The 17,398-nt window shown below is 64.5% G+C and carries 18 protein-coding genes; 6 read left to right on the forward strand and 12 right to left on the reverse strand.

What is annotated here, in order from left to right; genetic code table 11:
- Window positions 1-18 precede the first annotated feature (18 nt).
- From BST47_RS11575 to BST47_RS11595, 5 genes are read right to left on the reverse strand one after another with little or no spacing between them, the layout of a single operon-like run.
- Window positions 19-984 (reverse strand): NADPH:quinone oxidoreductase family protein, encoded by a 966-nt coding sequence (locus tag BST47_RS11575; protein WP_083125686.1) that lies wholly within the window; start codon window positions 982-984, stop codon window positions 19-21.
- The gene (locus BST47_RS11580; protein WP_083125687.1) at window positions 981-2,006 is read right to left on the reverse strand and encodes a phosphotransferase family protein; all 1,026 of its coding nucleotides are present in this window, start codon (window positions 2,004-2,006) and stop codon (window positions 981-983) included. The genes BST47_RS11575 and BST47_RS11580 overlap by 4 nt, the downstream gene beginning before the upstream one ends.
- Window positions 2,003-3,304, reverse strand: coding sequence for an acyl-CoA dehydrogenase family protein (locus BST47_RS11585; RefSeq protein ID WP_083125688.1), 1,302 nt, complete (start codon window positions 3,302-3,304; stop codon window positions 2,003-2,005). The genes BST47_RS11580 and BST47_RS11585 overlap by 4 nt, the downstream gene beginning before the upstream one ends.
- A 28-nt stretch (window positions 3,305-3,332) precedes the next feature.
- A complete protein-coding gene (locus tag BST47_RS11590) occupies window positions 3,333-4,337 on the reverse strand; it encodes a zinc-dependent alcohol dehydrogenase (protein WP_083125689.1) in 1,005 nt (334 codons plus the stop codon).
- Window positions 4,334-4,990 (reverse strand): TetR/AcrR family transcriptional regulator, encoded by a 657-nt coding sequence (locus BST47_RS11595; RefSeq protein WP_165799776.1) that lies wholly within the window; start codon window positions 4,988-4,990, stop codon window positions 4,334-4,336. Before BST47_RS11595 ends, BST47_RS11590 begins: the two co-directional genes overlap by 4 nt.
- Before the next feature lie 63 nt (window positions 4,991-5,053).
- Between BST47_RS11595 and BST47_RS11600 the strand changes: the two genes are divergently transcribed.
- Window positions 5,054-5,809, forward strand: a complete 756-nt coding sequence (locus BST47_RS11600) for an SDR family NAD(P)-dependent oxidoreductase (RefSeq protein WP_083125690.1) — start codon at window positions 5,054-5,056, stop codon at window positions 5,807-5,809.
- Between the two features lies 1 nt (window position 5,810).
- A complete protein-coding gene (locus tag BST47_RS11605) occupies window positions 5,811-6,260 on the forward strand; it encodes a VOC family protein (protein ID WP_083125691.1) in 450 nt (149 codons plus the stop codon).
- Here BST47_RS11605 and BST47_RS11610 read toward each other — a convergent pair.
- The 3 genes from BST47_RS11610 to BST47_RS11620 are packed head-to-tail and all read right to left on the reverse strand — an operon-like array spanning window position 6,212 to window position 8,851.
- Window positions 6,212-7,180: an LLM class F420-dependent oxidoreductase gene (locus tag BST47_RS11610; RefSeq protein ID WP_083125692.1), complete on the reverse strand. Its 969-nt coding sequence runs from the start codon at window positions 7,178-7,180 to the stop codon at window positions 6,212-6,214. The two genes, BST47_RS11605 and BST47_RS11610, sit on opposite strands and share 49 nt — an antisense overlap.
- A 9-nt stretch (window positions 7,181-7,189) precedes the next feature.
- Window positions 7,190-7,933, reverse strand: a complete 744-nt coding sequence (locus BST47_RS11615; RefSeq protein ID WP_083125693.1) for a hypothetical protein — start codon at window positions 7,931-7,933, stop codon at window positions 7,190-7,192.
- Window positions 7,934-7,942: 9 nt separating this feature from the next.
- The gene (locus tag BST47_RS11620) at window positions 7,943-8,851 is read right to left on the reverse strand and encodes an NAD-dependent epimerase/dehydratase family protein (protein WP_083125858.1); all 909 of its coding nucleotides are present in this window, start codon (window positions 8,849-8,851) and stop codon (window positions 7,943-7,945) included.
- A 56-nt stretch (window positions 8,852-8,907) separates the two neighbouring features.
- Here BST47_RS11620 and BST47_RS11625 point away from each other — a divergent pair, with 56 nt between their 5' ends.
- Both BST47_RS11625 and BST47_RS11630 read left to right on the forward strand, forming a co-directional pair.
- Window positions 8,908-10,086, forward strand: coding sequence for an acyl-CoA dehydrogenase family protein (locus BST47_RS11625; RefSeq protein WP_083125694.1), 1,179 nt, complete (start codon window positions 8,908-8,910; stop codon window positions 10,084-10,086).
- An 11-nt stretch (window positions 10,087-10,097) separates the two neighbouring features.
- Complete coding sequence (locus BST47_RS11630; RefSeq protein ID WP_165799777.1) at window positions 10,098-10,844, forward strand: alpha/beta fold hydrolase; 747 nt, start codon at window positions 10,098-10,100, stop codon at window positions 10,842-10,844.
- 9 nt (window positions 10,845-10,853) lie between these two features.
- Here BST47_RS11630 and BST47_RS11635 read toward each other — a convergent pair whose 3' ends face one another.
- Genes BST47_RS11635 through BST47_RS11645 form a run of 3 tightly spaced genes read right to left on the reverse strand, consistent with a single transcriptional unit; the run spans window position 10,854 to window position 14,572 of the window.
- Window positions 10,854-12,566, reverse strand: coding sequence for a nitric oxide reductase activation protein NorD (locus BST47_RS11635; protein WP_083125696.1), 1,713 nt, complete (start codon window positions 12,564-12,566; stop codon window positions 10,854-10,856).
- A complete protein-coding gene (locus tag BST47_RS11640) occupies window positions 12,563-13,411 on the reverse strand; it encodes a CbbQ/NirQ/NorQ/GpvN family protein (protein ID WP_083125697.1) in 849 nt (282 codons plus the stop codon). The genes BST47_RS11635 and BST47_RS11640 overlap by 4 nt, the downstream gene beginning before the upstream one ends.
- Complete coding sequence (locus BST47_RS11645; RefSeq protein ID WP_083125698.1) at window positions 13,412-14,572, reverse strand: spirocyclase AveC family protein; 1,161 nt, start codon at window positions 14,570-14,572, stop codon at window positions 13,412-13,414.
- A gap of 129 nt (window positions 14,573-14,701) precedes the next feature.
- Between BST47_RS11645 and BST47_RS11650 the strand changes: the two genes are divergently transcribed.
- On the forward strand, window positions 14,702-15,304 hold the full coding sequence (locus tag BST47_RS11650) for a TetR/AcrR family transcriptional regulator (RefSeq protein WP_083125699.1): 603 nt from the start codon (window positions 14,702-14,704) through the stop codon (window positions 15,302-15,304).
- A 4-nt stretch (window positions 15,305-15,308) separates the two neighbouring features.
- Here the strand turns inward: BST47_RS11650 and BST47_RS11655 are convergent, their stop codons facing one another.
- On the reverse strand, window positions 15,309-16,478 hold the full coding sequence (locus BST47_RS11655) for a spirocyclase AveC family protein (protein ID WP_083125859.1): 1,170 nt from the start codon (window positions 16,476-16,478) through the stop codon (window positions 15,309-15,311).
- A gap of 103 nt (window positions 16,479-16,581) precedes the next feature.
- Here BST47_RS11655 and BST47_RS11660 point away from each other — a divergent pair, with 103 nt between their 5' ends.
- Entirely contained in the window at window positions 16,582-17,184 is a 603-nt protein-coding gene (locus BST47_RS11660) for a TetR/AcrR family transcriptional regulator (protein WP_083125700.1), read from the forward strand.
- Window positions 17,185-17,398: the final 214 nt, after the last annotated feature.

Here is a 17,398-nt window from a genome sequence, read left to right on the forward strand (position 1 = left end):
AATGCACACAAATCGCAATTAGGTCAGGTCGATGAGGATCTTGCCGATCGCGCGGCCGTCGGCGACGTGCTTGAGCGCCTCGACCGTCTCGGTGAGCGGATAGCCGGCCCCGATGTGCGGGCGCACTCTGCCACTCACCAGCAGATCGCGGAGTTCGCCTTCGTTGCGCGCGAACGCGTCGGCGGCAACATCCTGGAACTGAAAGCCCAGCACCGCAATACCCTTCACCAGCACCAGATTCAGCGGGATACGCGGGATGTCGCCGGAGGCGAAACCCACCGTGACAAAGCGTCCGCCCCGCCGCAGCGAGCGCAGCGCGGGTTCCGACAGCCCGCCGCCAACCGGATCGACAACCGCGTCGGCGCCGTCGGGCACGGCTTCGCGCAGCGCATCGCGTAACGGGCCCGAACGATGATTGATCAGATGCTGCGCGCCATACGAGGCCGCCACGTCCAGCTTCTCGTCCGACGACGCGACCGCGGTGACTGACGCGCCGAGCGCGACTCCCAACTGAACCGCCGCCAGACCGACGCCGCCACCCGCGCCGAGCACGATCAGCTCATCACCGGATTGCGCCCGCGCCACCGACCGCAGCGTGTGATAGGCCGTACGGTACGCGACGCCGAATGCCGCGGCGGTGCGGTCGTCGATGCCTTCGGGTATCCGGGCGAGCCCGGCCGGTGCAATGACGACCTCCTCGGCGAACGCTCCGTACATGCCGGTGCCGGTGACCCGATCGCCGACCGCGAAACCATCTGTTTCCAGCCCGATTTCGACGATCGTCCCGGCGAATTCACTGCCAGGGACAAACGGCGCGGGAACACTGATCTGGTACTGATCGGCGATCAGCAGCACGTCGGGAAAGTTCACCGCGGCGGCGCCGACGCGGACGCGGACCTGCCCCGCAGCGACGGTCGGTGACTCTTGTTCCTCGATGCGGACCACCTCCGGCGGTCCATACGCCGGGCAGACCGCTGCCTTCACCGGTAGTCGCTGCTTTCGGCGAGGTCGGCGGCGGACTGCATCAGTGACGTGATGATGGGTCCGTAGGCGAGCAGCGTCTCGTTGTCGCCCGCGCGTTGGAAGCCCTGCTCCAGGACGATCGCGAGCTTCCACTTGGCCAGCACCAGGTAGTAGTCGAGATCGTCGACCTGTCTACCGGACACCTTCGCGTAGTGCTCGACTACCTCTGAGCGCGAGGGCATTCCGCGCATGTCAACGTAGTTCGTCGCCGACGGTTCGTCGGTGTCCTCGGGCCAGCTCTGCATCATCCAGCCGAGGTCGAGCTTCGGATCTCCGACGGTGCCCATCTCCCAGTCGACGATCGCGGCCATCTGCGCCGGAGCGCCATGCCGGTACATCACGTTGGCGAACTGATAGTCACCGTGCATGAGCCCGGGAATGAAGTCCAGCGGGCGGTGGGTGCGCAGCCACCCGGTCGCGGCGTCGAGGCCGTCGATCTCGCGGCCCTTGATGCGTTCGAAGAAGGCCGTCCACCGGTCGACCTGGCGTTCGTGGAAACCATCCGGACGGCCAAGATCGTCCAGCCCCTTGGCTTTCCAGTCAACCTTCGACAGCAGCGCGATGCCCTCGGCCAGCTGATACGACAGTCCGGGACGTGCCGCCATGTCGCTGTTGAACGGTTCCGGCCACTTACCGCGGTGGTCCATCGGCGACCAGCCGTCGACGAACCCCATCAGATAGAAGGGCCTGCCGAGCACCGAGGCGTCCGGACAGACGCCCACCGCCGCGGTATGCGGTACCTCGGTGCCGTCGAGCGCCTCGATGATCCGCCACTCCCGCAGAATGCCTTTGTCACGGTCGGGCGGGGCACCTGCGGGAGGCATGCGCAGTACGCACACGTTCTCGCCGCGGCTGACCTTGTAGATGACGTTCTGCGTACCGCCGGAAAGGAATTCGGCCTGCAGGGGCTCGCCCTTACCGGGGAGTTCTGCGCCGTCCATCCAGTCGGCGAGCCGCGCGATGTCGATCTTCTGCTCGGTCATAGATTGCCGACCTCATTCTCTAGATAGTTCGCGTACTTCGCCCGTGCCGCTTCGCGCTTGCGCGGCTCCCATTCGGTGGGCCAGGTGTCCTCCGTGGGCCGGTAGTCGCGCAGCACCTGCTTGGCCACCGTCGTCTTGTGCACCTCGGTGGGCCCATCGGCGAGGCCCATCACCGCGGCTCCGGTGACCATCCCGAGGAACGGCATCTCGTTGGTGACACCGAGTGCGCCATGGACTTGCATTGCGCGCCAGGCGATGTCGTGCAGCACCGTCGGCATCGCGACCTTGACCGCGGAAATGTCCTTGCGCACCTTCTTGTAGTCGTTGTACTTGTCGATCTCCCATGCGGTGTAAAGCACCATCAACCGGAACTGCAGCAGCTGCGCGTAGGAGTCAGCGATGTAGCCCTGCACGAACTGCTTGTCCGACAGCCGACTGCCCTGCGTCTCACGGCTCAGCGCGCGCTCGCACATCATGTCCAGGGCCCGCTGCGACATGCCGATGGTCCGCATCGCGTGGTGGATTCGTCCGCCACCGAGACGGGTCTGCGCGATGACGAACGCCTGCCCCTCGCCACCCAGCAGGGCCTCGGCGGGCACCCGGACGTTGTCGTAGTGGATCAACGCGTGCGAGCCCTGGCCCTCGGCCTCGCCGTAAAGACCGATATTGCGAACGATGTTCACACCAGGGGTGTCCGTCGGAACCAGGAACATCGACATACCTTGGTAGGCACTGACGTCGGGGTTCGTCACCACCATCACGATGAGGAACGACGCAGTGCTGGCGTTGGAGGAGAAGAACTTCTGGCCGTTGATCACCCAGTCGTCACCGTCGCGTACCGCTGACGTCGTGAACAGGGTGGGATCGGCGCCGGCGTGCGGTTCGGTCATCGAATAGCAGGAGAACATTTCACCGTTCAGCAGCGGCATCAGGTACCGCTGCTTCTGTTCGTCGGTGCCGTAGTGGGCGATGATCTCGGCGTTGCCGGTGTCGGGCGCCTGACAGCCGAACACGATCGGCGCCCACTGCGAGCGGCCGAGGATCTCGTTGAGCAGCGCGAGTTTCAGCTGCCCGTACCCCTGTCCGCCGAGTTCGGGTCCGAGGTGCGTGGCCCACAGTCCACGGCGTCGGACCTCTTCCTTGAGCGGGTCGATCGCGTCCCGCCGTTTGCCTTCCAGCGGGGTGAACTGTAGATGCGGAAACGCGAGGTCCAGCGGTTCGATCTCCTCGCGGACGAACTCGTCGGCCCAGTCCAACACCTTCTGGTACTCGGGGTCGGTCTCGAAATCCCACGCCATGGGCGTGCTCCTCTCAGTTGAAGGTGACTCAGTCGAAAACGACGACGACCTTGTCGGCCGCGCCGGGGGTGGACGCCATTCGCAGCGCCTCGTCGATGTCGGCGAAGGGAATTGTGTGGCTGACGATCACCGCATACCTCTCCCAGTTCGCAATGAGGTCGGAGGTGACTTCGAAAATCTCGTCGGGGTAGCCGATCGATCCGACGATGGTGATCTCGTTGCTCATGATGTTGAGGAAGTCGACGGGTACGGGCTCTTTGTGCACCGCGACGACGCAGAGTCGCGCGCCTGTCTTGGCGGCGCCCAGTGCCGCGTTGATCACCGCAGGCGCTCCGGCGGCGTCGTAGTAGATGTCGGTACCGGCCTTGCCGGGAAACATGGACTCGCCGGCACCGTGCAGTTCGACGAGCCGTTTCGCGACGTCTTCCTCGGCGGAGTTGATCACGGCGTCGGCGCCGACGGCGAGAGCCTTCTCCAGTCGCGCCGGAATCAGGTCGGCGACCACGACATGATTGACGCCGGCGGATTTGAAACCAATGGTGGCGCCCAACCCGATCGGGCCTGCACCGAAGATCACGACCTTGTCCAACGGCTTCGGTTCGCACCGGTTGACGCCGTGACGTGCCACAGCCATCGGTTCGTTGAGGGCGGCCACCTCGAACGGGATGTGGTCGGGCACGACCTCCAGGCTCTTGCCGCGGACGGCGTCCTCGATGAGGAGGTACTCGGCGAGCGCACCGCTGGGGCCGCCGTTGCCGATGATGCCGCTCGGTGCGACCATCGGGTTGACCACCACGTGGTCTCCGATCGTCAAACCGGTTACCGCACTGCCGATCTCGACGATCTCACCTGCCGGCTCGTGCCCGAGTGGCATATGCTCCTTGCCGAAGCCGCCCATCGAGATGTACAGACCGTCGGATCCGCAGACGCCGCATGCCCGAATCCTGACCAGGGCGTCGTGTGGCCCGACGCTTGGCTTCGGCACATCGACCACCTGGGTTTCACCGGGAGCGGTGATCACCGTCGCCTTCATTGTTCCGCCTTCAGGTTGAATCCGGCAATCAACGCTGCGATGTCGTCGCCGACCACCTCGGAGAATGACCGATCACCGAAACTCCCTGACGCCCAGTGGCGTACGCCTTCGCTCACATGCATGCCTGCGAGATGCGAAAGATGTTCGACGTTGATGCGGGCCGCCAGCTTGCCGTCGGCTTGAGCCTTCGTGAACAGGTCGCCGAACATGTCGGCGTCGATGTCACCGCGCTCGCGCCCGGACAGAATCCGATGTTCGTGCCGGTACCCCTCGAGGATGGTCTCGACGATGAGGTCTCTCGGGTTGCGGGCCATCGATCGCTCGAGGCTACGCAATGCCTCGGCGACCACGTTCTCGACCTGATAGTCGGTGTCGAGCATTGCGCGGATCTTCTTCTGCGCTGCCCGCGTCGACAGCAGGCCCACTTCGAACAGCACATCTTCTTTGGCGGGGAAATAGAAGTAGAACAGCGCGCGGGAGACTCCCGCGGCCCGGCATATGTCGGCGACAGTGGTCTGGGCATAGCCGTTGGTGCGCCACAGTGCCATGGCCGCCTGCACGAGGCCGCGCTTGGTCTCGCGCGAACGTGCACGCTGAAACGAAGCCCGGCGCTGACCACTGTCAGCACCGCTGACCACGGCTGGCTTAGGCACAGCCGCACTCTAACAGCCAGGTTGGGGCTTGCATATAGTTGACGTTTGTCTAACTATCTAGGGATGACGGGTTCCCTCGATGGCAGACGAATACTGGTGACCGGCGGCGCGACGGGTATCGGCGCGGCGGCCGTCGAAGTGCTCAGCGACGCGGGTGCGCAGGTGGTGGCGACGTATCACTCGACGCCCCCGCCCGACGTCGATGGTGTCTCCTGGCTGCAATGCGATGTGCGCGACGCGCCTGCCGTCGACGACATGGTGGCCGCGGCGGCTGAGCAGATGGGTGGCCTCGATGTGTTACTGCACGCCGCCGGCATGTGGCAAGCGGGCATTCCCGGCCAGATCACCGGCGACGACATCGACTTCCTGATGGACACCAATATCAAAGCCACGATCTTCACCAACCAGGCGGCCTATGCGGTGATGCGCCGCAGCGGCGGTGGCCGCATCATCAACTTCGGGTCGAGGGAGGCGGTGATGGGCAGTCCGATCTCGGCGGTGTACGCCGCGACCAAGGGTGCGGTGTCGGCCTGGACCCGCTCGATCGCCAAGGCGTGGGCCGCTGAGAAGGTGTCGGCGATCGCACTGGCGCCCGCGGTGCAGACACCGGGGGCCGACCGGCTGCGCGACTTCCTGGGACCTGAGGCGGCGAAGTTCATCGACGAAGAGATCAAGAAGACCATTCCGCTCGGCGGTGCGCTGGGCGACCCGGTCGAGGACCTGGGCCCGGCTCTGGTCTTCTTCTGCAGCGATGCTTCACATTTCATGACCGGGCAACTTGTGGCCATCGACGGCGGCCTCGTCATGCTGGGTGCATAGCGTGCCGGGACAACTGCATCACGTGGTGATGCGTAGCCATTCGGCACAGACCTTCGTCGCGTTCCTGACCGACGTCGTCGGGATGGAGGTCCAGTTCCAGATGCGCGTGCCGGGCGAGATCCTGCAGAAGACGCTGGGCTGGCCCCCGTCCGACGGTGCCGATGTCACGATGCTCGGCTCAGGCGATGCCGGTCTCATCGAAGTACTCGACGTTCCGCTCCACCTGCGCGACATCGCGCCGGAAGGGCTTGCCGCGCTGTCGTTCCTCACCGACGAGTACGACACGACCCGCGAGCGGGCGAGGTCGTTCGCCGATGATGTCACTGCACTGGACACCGGTATGCCCGGTGTCGACCTGTTCTTCTGCACGATGGGCGGCGTGCCTGTCGAATTCATGGGCGCCTATGCGCCAGAGTCGAACTCAGATATCACAGAGGCGACGAATTCCTGAGTCCGGCGGCGCGACTCATTGCGCGTATTCCGATCCTGGCCAAGTGGAACCACCCGCACGGCGAGATCGGTGACGCCGGCATCACGGTAGCTCTGCAGCCGGGTGCGGACAGTCGATTCGTCACCCGCCGCCATGGTGTCCCCGACGTCTTCGGCGTCGCCGTGCTCGAGTAGCCGAACGTAATTGGGTGAGAAGTCGGCGTGTCCGAGGACTTCGCTCGCGTATTCGCGGGCGCGGTCGGTGTCGCTACTCGAACAGAGGGCGACGGGTACACCTGCCACGACGCGGGGTCCGCTGCGTCCGGCGGCCTTCGCCGCCTCCGTGATTCGGGGCACCACATAGTCGCCGATGGCCCGCTCGTCGGCCATCCACAAAATGGTGCCGGCGGTGCGTTCACCGGCGATGCGTAGCATCGCAGGTCCAAGCGCGGCCACGAGTACTCCGACGCCGAAGTCCTCGGTGACGTTCATTGGGCTATGTACCCGAAAGTTGCCGTTTTCCACCGCAATCGGGCCGGGACCGGTGAATGCCGCATCCAGCACCTCAAGGTAATCGCGCACCATCGGCGCCGGTTTATCGTAGGGGAGCCCGAGCTGGTCGGAGATGATCCAGTGGTGCGACGGGCCGACACCGAGGGTGAAGCGCCCGTCGCAGGCCACCTGGGTTGTCAGTGCCTGCTGCGCCATGATGACCGGATGGCGGGTCTGCATGGGCACCACCGCTGTGCCGATCTCGATGCGGTCGGTGACCTGGCCGAGCAGTGCGACCGCCGTCATGGCATCGAGATAGCCGGGCACCTGCGGAATCCAGAACGACGCGAAACCGTCACGCTCGGCGGCCTTGCCGTCGTCGAGAAGCCCGGTCAGCCGGTCGGCGCGTGAGCGCTCCTTGTCCGAGCCGATCATCAGGCCGATCCGCATCAAAACCTCCTACGGCACATAGCGATCCCATTCGTGCGGTACGACGGGGTAGAACGGTGCGGCCAGCAGCGGTTCGACTCCGCCCTGGTCCCAGCGCGAAGTCAACACCGGTCCAAGGCGTTCCGCGGTGGCAAGTGGATCGTCGTCGAGAAAGCAGTAGGTGACGGTCTGCCCCACCGGCGCACTCGCCAGACTCGCTTCGACGTCCAGCGTCGCTGCGGACCAGATGCCGGCCACACCGTCGACGGCGAGCAACGGATCCGCCGGCGCATCGCCACGTTCGAGCAGGAGATACACACCCTTCACCGGCCACCACGGCAGCACGTCGGCACCCACCTTGACGCGTGCTGCGGCAGACTTGCTCCGCACCTCGTAGACACCGCGTTCGACGGGGGGCAGCAGCGGCAGCTTCCGCTTGCCGCCGATGAGTGCCCGCGCCAGCTCGAGGAAGCCGTCCATGCCACTGGGATCGCGGAAGAAGTACGTCATGACATGGTCGATCGCGTCGTAGGGCTTGGTCTCCGCGGCACGCGCGGCGCGACATGCGGGCGTCGACACCAGCCGCAGGGAGGCGCGCACCGCGGACAGCCGGTGCTGTTCGGGCCGATGGTCGAGCGTGTGCCACTGTAGGTATTCGGCATCCTTGCCCTCGGGGTGCCGGGTGGCCATGGAGACGAACAGGGTGGCGATATCGCCACGACCGGTGGCGAGAACGTCGTCGATCTCGTCGGACGGGGTGCCGGGCAGCTGCATCGGATGTCCTCAGGTGTGTTCGGGCAGAGCGATTTCCGGGTGTCGGGCAGCGATCATGCGGCGGAACCCGTCGCGCCAGTGCACTTTGGTGGTACCGAGTATCTCGTGCATATAGGTGACGTCGGGCCATAACGGCGTGTGTGCGTCTGCCGAGTAGGTGAAGTGCGGTTCGACGCCGACGAGCTCACCCAGGTAGGTGCAGTAGTCCTCGGCGCTGACCGTCTGGCTACCGGCCCAGTTCACGACGATGGGCGGCGTCGCCGCGACCTCCATTGCTCGGATCCCGAGGTCGACGTAGTCGTCCTCATAGAGCGGGTTGTAGTTGTTGGGTTTGTCGGGGTGCAGCCGAATCGGCTTGCCCGCCAACATCATGTCGAGCCGGTCAGCGGGCGCCCCGCCTTCCGGGCCGTAGGTCGAGCAGATGCGGATGATCGTGAGCGGAATGTCGAACTGCTTCGCGATCCAGGTGCACACGGCTTCGGCGGCGATCTTGGAGAAGCTGTAGTTCGGACGCAGCGGAACGCCCGGCGGATCCGATTCCCGCAACGGCCGTTGTCCCTGGTACCCGTACACCGATCCGGTCGAGCAGAACACGAAACCCTTTGCGGTGCGGCAGTGGTAGAGCAGATCGCCGGACTTCTGCGCGTTCGTGTCCACACATTGATCCCAATCACCGGAGCCTGCGTCGACCGCCGCGTGGAACACATAGGTGAAATCGGTGGGAAGGGCCGCGAAGTCGCCGATGCTCATGTCGAGTGCGACTGGAGTGATGCCCGCGGCCGCCAGCCTCTCGCGATCGGCCGGATCCCGCAATCGGGCCGCACCCCAGACCTCGTTGCGCTGCGCCAACGCCCGCGCGATCGGGAACGCGATTTTTCCCGTGGCACCGGTGATCAGGATCTTCTCCGAATCGAGCATCCCTTCAGTCATAGCGCACCGCGACCCAAATGTTAAGTACTTGATACTGTTGATCCGTGCAGCTCACCTTCGATGCCGACGTCGAGGCGTTTCGTGCGGAGTTCATCGACTTCCTCGACGCGCACCTGCCTGCGGAGGCCGAGGCGGAAACCGAGCGGTCCCGGTCGACCTCACACGTACCCGAGTGGTCGCGGCGCTGGCAGCGCCTCCAGTTCGACCATGGCTGGCTGCTGCCGGGCAATCCGCCCGAGTTCGGCGGCCGCAATGCGGGCATCCTCGAACAGTTCGTCCACCGCGAGGAACTCGCGCGACGCCGCATCTATCACGCGTTCAACCCGCAGGGCGTCGGCATCATCGCCGCGTCGCTGCTGTCGTTCGGCACCGAGGAGCAAAAGCGAAAGTGGGCGGTGCCCATCCTGCGCGCCGAGATGACGGCATCGCTGGGCATGAGCGAACCGGGGGCGGGTTCGGATCTGGCAGGGTTGCGCACCCGCGCCGATGCGGTGGACGACCATTTCGTGGTCAACGGGCAGAAGGTGTGGACGTCCGGCGCCCACGACGCCGATCTGATCCTGACCTTCGTGCGAACTGACCCCGACGCGCCCAAACACAAAGGCATCAGTGCGCTCATCATTCCCACCGACTCGCCGGGGGTGGTGCGCCGGCCGTTCGCGTCGGTGTACGGCCGCGACGATGTCGACTTCAACGAGGTGTTCTTCTCCGACGTGCGCGTACCTGCGGAGAACCTCGTCGGGCCGGTCGGGGGAGGTTGGAAAGTCGCCAACGGTTCGCTGGGCCACGAGCGGACCATGATGTGGATGGCGTTCGCTAACCGACTCGAACAACTGCTGGAGGATTACCATCCCGTTGGCGAGGTCAATCGGGATCGGTACGCGACCATCGTCATGGACTATCAAGCCCTGCGTCTGCTGGGTTCGGCAGCGCTCGGGCAGGCTGCGCGCGGTGAGCGCGACATCCCCGGCGTTTCGGTGCTGAAACTGCTCGGATCCGAGGCAGAACAGAACGCGCTGCGACACGCTCTGGACGGCGCGGGTATCGACGGTTTGACCAGCCCGGCGGTGACCGGGCGTCATAACCCCTACAGCCCAGACCTTTTCACCGCGAGCTGGTTCACCCGGTACATCAGTAGCTATGCCGGCACCATTTCGGGTGGCACCTCGGAGATTCAGCGCAACATCATCGCGCAGCGGGTGCTGGGTCTGCCTGCACGTTGAGGAGATTTACTGTGACTGTGGTTCTGGTGCATGGCAATCCGGAGACCGACGCCCTATGGGGTCCGCTCGTGGAGGTTCTCGGACGCGATGACGTTGTGCGGTTGTCCCCGCCGGGATTCGGCGCCCCACTGCCCAGCGACTTCTCGGCAACCTTTCTCGCGTATCGCGATTGGCTCGTCGATGAACTCGAGCGCATCGATGAACCCGTCGACCTCGTCGGACACGACTGGGGTGGATGTCATGTGGTGAATGCGGTGATGGATCGGCCAGAGCTCGTGCGCAGCTGGGCCAGTGACGTCATCGGCCTGTTCGACCGCGACTACGTGTGGCACGACATGGCCCAGGGGTTCCAGACACCGGAGGCCGGCGAGCAGCTGGTTGCGATGATGCAGGAAGGTTCGGTACAGGACCGGGCACAACAGCTGGTCGGCTTCGGTATTCCGGCGGAGGTTGCGAGTTCGTTTGCCGCAGCGCACGGTCCGGAGATGGGTCAGGCGATGCTGGCGCTGTACCGCTCGGCCCGCCAACCGGCGCTGGCCAAGGCCGGACGCGCCCTCGAGAATGCCGCGGCCCGGCCGGGACTGTCACTGGTGGCCAACGAGGACCCCTTCGTCGGCACCGACGAGATGCGGCGTCGAGCGGCCCACCGGGCCGGCGCTCGGACTGAGGTGCTCGACGGGTTGGGGCACTGGTGGATGGTGCAGGACCCGACTCGCAGCGCCGCTGCCCTCACTCGGTTCTGGACGTCGCTGGATTGACACCCCGCTTCACACTCGCGCTGGTTTCGGTGCGGCGAGTTCTGCGAGAGCGGACATGAACAACTCGTCCATCTGCGGGCTCAAGTCGGCCAAACTCGGGGCGCTGGCAAAGCTCGCGGCGCCGAAGACGCGCTCCAGCACATCGGTTTCCGTGGAAGTGCCGATGGACAGACACAGGCAGGCAATGCCGTCGGCGCGGAGCTCTTCGAGGGCCTTACTGGAGTCGGCTTCGGCGTAACGTCCTTCGTAGCCGTCGTCGTAGGGAAAGCCGTCCGAAAGGACGAGCAGCAGCCGATTAGGCGTGCCGGCCTCGTTCTTGAGAACCTCGCCCGCCCCACGGATTCCGGCGCCAAGTCGGGTGTAACTCGCTGGTTCGAGCCGGTTGAGACGGGCTCGTCCGACGACGCCGAAATTCTGGTCGAACGTCTTGATGGCCGGCAGATGCACCGCGTGGCGACCCTGTGATCGGAATGCGTATACGGCGACGCGGTCACCGAGCTCTTCAAGTGTGACAGCCAGAGTGGCGGCCGCCCGTCGCTGGTGGTCGTGCACCGCGAGGCCGTCAGAATCGGCGTCCACCGCGGATCCGGAGGCGTCGATCAGAATGAGCACGCCGAGATTGCGGGCGAGTTTGCGGCGCTCCAGGTAGACGTGCTCGGGCGCGGAAAAGCCGGATTGCAGATCGACGAACAGGTCGATGAGCGCCTCGATGTCGAGGTCGTCCCCGTCGGCGCGGCCGCGCAGAACCTTCGGGCCGAGCCCGACGCGAGCCAGGCGGCGCCGCAACACGTCGTCGCGCGCAACGCCGGCATCGGTGACGTTGGCTGCGCCGGTCAACGGGAAGTTGATGACCCGGCACCAATCCGGCTTGTACCGCTCGTTGAAGACGTCCCACTCCGGGTACAGCGCGCCGCCGACACCCACCGCGGAACCGGGCTTGGCGTCGTCGGTGAACTGGATCTTCGTCGGGATGGGCCGGGCGTTGGCCCCAGCCTCCTGCACCCGCCGGACGGAGCGAACCGTCATTTCGGCGCCCGCGGGGCCCTCACCTTGGGAACGCTTCCCGCCGAACATCTTCCGGAAGTAGTCCGACATCGACTGGTTGTTGAAGAGCGGACTCTCGAACAGCTTGAGGATCTTGCTCTCGCCAGACTTGCCGCCGTCGTCGTCTGTGTCTTCGTCGTCGTCCTCGGACTCGGACATGTCGATGGGGTCGAACTGCAGTTTGAGGTCCTTGTTGGTTGCCTGCCCGCCGGGCCCGGCGGCCGAGCCCAGCAACCGGGAGGGTTTGATGACGCCGAACCATCCCGGTGGATCGGCGACCTCGGCTCGGCTCTTGGCCACCTCGAGTGACTCGTCGGCGGTCGTGGTGCTGGGCCGTCCATCGGGGAGGAGCGCGGCGTCAACTGGAATCCGTTGGGCGAGTTCGACGAGCACTCGGTGACCTTCGAGCGCCAGGTAGCGGCGCGCCATCGTGGCCCTCGCGCGCAAGCCTTTCACCAATCTCGCGTCAAGGCTGCCCGCGCCGAGAAGTGCGGCCTGCAGCAGCATCTCGCGGCGCTGCTCTTCGACGGAACCACCTGCCGAGACGAAGATGAACTGGCCGTTCGTGTGCGCGGGCTGGCCGGTCGGCGCCTCGGCGACGTCGACGGACCTGCCGGCGATGTAGGTGGCGAGGAACCGGAACCGGTCCGGATTGTTGGGATCGGCAGCGACGGTCACGTCTGTGGTTGAACGTCGCCGCCGCCGCGGTTCCGGGGCAGGACGGCGTTGACGAGTTCATCGAGGGCGCGGATGACTTCCTCGTCGTCGGAGAGCACCTGGACGACGGCCGCGTGGACTGCGCTGTGCAGGTTCAGCCCTTCGGCCGCGAGGCCGCCGGCGAGGATCAACATGCGCGTGGAGGACACTTCGCGCAACGGCGAGCCATCCAGGTTTCGGATGGCATAGGCGAGCTTGACCAACGAACGCGCGGTCTCGGTATCGATTCCGGCTTCGTACGCCACCACCTCCGTCTCGACCTCCGGGGAGGGATAGCCCAGTTCGATGGCGATGAAGCGCTGACGGGTCGACTCCTTGAGGTTCTTCAAAACGCTTTGGTAGCCGGGGTTGTAGGAGATCACCAGCTGAAACCCGGGCGCCGCCTGCAATGTCGTGCCGAGCCGGTCGACAGGCAGTTCGCGGCGGTGATCGGCAAGCGGATGGATGACCACAGTGGTGTCCTGGCGCGCCTCCACCACCTCGTCCAGATAGAAGATGGCGCCCTCGCGCACCGCGCGGGTCAGCGGCCCGTCGACCCAGACCGTCTCACCGCCCTTCAGCAGGAATCGGCCGACCAGATCTGCCGATGTCATGTCCTCGTGGCCGGCGACGGTGATCAGCTCCCGGCCCAACTGGTGAGCCATCGCCTCGACGAAGCGTGTTTTCCCGCAACCCGTAGGGCCTTTCAACAGCACCGGCAGGCCGCGGCGAGCCGCCGCGCGGAAGACCTCCACCTCATCGCGCACCGCACGGTAGAACGGCGCGTTCGAAACGGGGGTGACTACCGCAGAAGTACTGTTGCGCATCTATTCTCCTCGTTCTAACGGAACGTTTTTCGGAAGCTCGACGCCCTCGGGGAGGACGAGTTCACCCTCGTGGTTGATGTAGCCCGAATTGGTCAGCGGCATCGGCAACGCCGGATCGGGGCACGGCCGATCGGTGTCTTCACCGCAGATGCCCATCAGGAAGTACGACCGCTTCAGGACATCCTCCGGCCAGGGATCCTGGTGCATGGCGAAGAACTGTGCCGGAATGTTGTAGAACACGAAGAAGAAGGCGCTGCACGCCGCGAAAATCGCCAGGAAGCGGGTGAGCTGCTGCCTGACGAAACCGCCTCGCACCTGATCGAGTCCCCGCTCGACGACGGTCCGGCCATGGTCGTCGGTGAAGTAGCGCATGCAGCAAAGCCCGGCCTGGACGCCGCCCCACATGAGGCCTTCATAGAGCGGCCACTGGTAGTACGTGCCGGCATTGACCGATAACGCCTGAATTGCGCCGGGATAGGTGAACAGCCCCATCGGCATGAGGAACAGGCCCTCGATGACGAAATCGAAGAGAAAGGTCCAGGCGATCACCACGCCGATCAGCCCGAGGGTGTTGATGTTGGGGAACCGCTTCTTGGCCAATCGCATGACCGCGCAACCGAGCATGGTGCACAGCAAGACGAAAAAGTAACCCGGGGCATTCATCAGGATGGGTTCGGCCATCATGGCGCCCGGTTCCCCGAACGACACCCAACCTGGAATGTCCTGGACCCAGGAGCCCATGTTCCACATCCAGGTGTTGTAGGTGCTCCACGTATTGAAGTAGTTCAGCAGCGGATCCTGAAACCACAGCAGGCCGCAGGACACGAAAAGCATGCCGTCGAGGGTGATTCGTCGCTCCCGACGCCATGGCCGAATGAGGAACCACCAGATGGCGACTGGCATGCCGATCACGATCACCGCAGTCCACGTGAACAGGATCGCCTTCATGAACATCGGCGGGTCGGTCGGTCCCGCGGGAACCCGCTCAAAGTTGGGTCCAGTGACCCATTTGCCCCACACGAACAGCTGGAAGGCGAGAATCACACCGCCGACGGCGGCCCAGATTTTCACCGCGGGGATCTTGGATTGAGGCTGCGCATTAAGCGATGCCTCATTCAGCGATTCGGTGACCACGGGCTTCTTCTGCGACAGATCGCTCACGACACCGTCTCCTCCGCACTTGTGGATCGCATGGACCTCAGAGCTCCTCCCAAAGTGGCCGATGCGCCGAAAATATACCAGCCGGTATCTGAATGACCAAGGGGTCAAAACCTATGGCAAGATGGCGGCATGGTTGAGCCTTGGACCAGGGAGCGACGGCTCGAGCGCACGCGCTCGCTGCTACTGGATGCCGCAGAACAGGTATTCGCCGAAAAAGGTTTCATCCCAGCGACTCTCGACGACATCGCGAAAGCGGCCGGCTACTCGAAAGGCGCGATCTACAAGTACTTCGCCACCAAGGAAGAACTGTTCCTGGCTGCGAGCGACCGGTACTGGCGTCGCTACTTCGACAATTTCGCCGAAGTGATGTCGTCGTCGGATCACATCGGGGCACGCGAGCTGGAAGACATCGGCCAGCGGTGGCGCCACTTGAGTCAAGACCGCGGCGCCGAGCATGCCGCACTGGGGCTGGAGTTCAACCTCTATCTACTGCGCAACCCGGAGGCCCGGGAACGCGTGGCCGCCAAGCGATCCGAGGTCGTCGACCAGCTCGCGAATTACATCGTCGAGGGCATCGAGAGTCTCGGCGCGACCCTGTTGATCCCAGCGGCGACGTTCGCCCACATCATCATCGCGACGACTGACGCCGTCGAGCTGGGCAGTCACCTCGACGATGTCGACCTGTATCAGGCGATGGTCGAGATGTACGTGTCGGCCGTCAAGATGCCCTGAGGACTCACCTGCCCGGCTGAATGGGGACGACCGGCGGAATTTCTACGCCCTCGTGGAGTACCAGTTCGCCGTCGTGATTGATGAAGCCCGAGCGCTTGGTCGGATGCGGTAGATCGGGATTCGGGCACGGTCGGTCCGTTCCCTCACCGCAGATGCCGGGATTGAAGTACGAGCGCTTCTGCACGTCCTCCGGCCACGGGTCGCCCTGCATGCCGAGCCAGGTCGCGGGCACGTTGTAGAAGAGGAAGAAGCATGCGCTGACGCCGCCGAAGATCGCCAGGAAGCGGATGAACCGTTGTTTGACGAACCCGCCGCGGATGCTGTCCAGGCCACGTTCGACCAGGGTGCGTCCGCGGTCATCGGTGAAGAAGCGCAGGCAGCACAGTGCCGTCTGGACGCCACCCCACATCAACCCCTCGTAGACAGGCCACTGGTAGTAGGTCCCGGCGTTGAATGACAGCGACTGGATGGCGCCGGGGTAGGAATAGAAGCCGATCGGAAGGAGGACGAGCGCCTCCATGATGAAGTCGAAGACGAACGCGATCGCATAGGTGACCAAGACCAGCCTCAGATTGCTGATTTCGGGCCAACGCTTCTTGATCCTTCGCATGAGCCAACACCCGACGATGGTGAGCAGCAGCACGCCGTACATGTAGCCGGGGATGTTGGTCAGCAGCGGTTCGGGCACCGTATGGCCCGGTTCCTCGTGTGCCACCCAGCCCGGAATGTGCGGTGCCCATGAGCCTCGATTCCACAGCCAGGCGTTGTACGTGCACCAGGTGCTGTAGTAGTTGAGCATCGGATCCTGAAACATCATCAGGCCCATCGACACCAGCAGCATGCCGTCGAGCGTGATGCGCTTCTCCCGCACCCAGGGCCGGATGATGAAGAACCACAGGGCGACTGGCAGGCCGACCCAGAGCACCACCGCGTTGGCGATCAGCGGAATCTTCATGTACAGCGGTGGCTCGCTTGGGCCCCCCGCCACCGGTTCGAAGTAGGGTCCGGTGACCCACCGGACGAACACATAGAGGGTGTATGCCAGGAACACGGTGCCGACCGTCGCCCAGATCTTGATGGCGTTCGACGGGCGCGAGGTCTCCGCGCTGAGGCCCGTAACGCCGCTCACCGATTCGGTGACCGGGGCCTTCCGCTTGTTCGACAACTCGCTCACGACGCCTCCTGCACCCGATTTGTGCGCACCCACTCCGAAGCAAGATACCAGTGAGTATCTGAATGTCCAGAGGGATTCTCAGATTCTGTGGCAGACTTTTGTCATGGTCGAGCGCTGGACACGGGAACGACGGCTCGAGCACACACGTTCCCTGCTGCTCGACGCCGCCGAGGATGTATTCGCTGAAAAGGGTTTTGCGCCAGCAACTCTCGACGACATCGCACACGCGGCCGGTTACACCAAGGGCGCGATCTACAAGCACTTCGCCACCAAAGAGGATCTCTTCCTAGCGGTCAGCGACCGCTACTGGCGGCGTTATTTCGACAACTTCGCCGAGGTGATGGCGTCGTCGGAACACATCGGCTCTCGCGAACTCGACGAGATCTCCGCGCGGTGGCGCCTTTTGAGCCGTGACCGCGGTGCTGAGCACTCCGCGTTGGGTCACGAGTTCACGCTCTACCTGATCCGCAATCCCGAGGCGCGCGAACGAGTGGCGAAGAAGAGGACGGAGGTCGTCGAGGCGCTCGCGACGTTCATCACCGATGGCATCGACAGGCTCGGCGGGGCATTGCTGATCCCGCCGCTGACATTCGCCCAGGTGCTCGTCGCAACCAGCGACTCGGTCGTGTTGGGCAGTGAACTCGACGACGTCGATCTCTACCGGCCGGTCATCGAAATGTACGTGTCGGCCATCAAGCTGCCGTGAGGCTGCCCGCCCGCCGAGTCAGATAGTCGATCTGCAGATGGATCGAGCGGCGGCAGCCCTGTCTAGCCGAGGTCGGTTCTCGCCAGACGCATCCCACAGCATGACGAGCGGCACCGGGATCACCGGCACGCCGAAAGCCAGCACCCACCTGTCGCGAAGCCCGGACACGGACTAATATCAACTACTTGCGATTGCTCTGCGAAGCATATACCGT

The organism is Mycolicibacterium tusciae, assembly GCF_002086795.1.
In the GTDB taxonomy this organism is placed as follows: Bacteria; Actinomycetota; Actinomycetes; order Mycobacteriales; family Mycobacteriaceae; genus Mycobacterium; species Mycobacterium tusciae.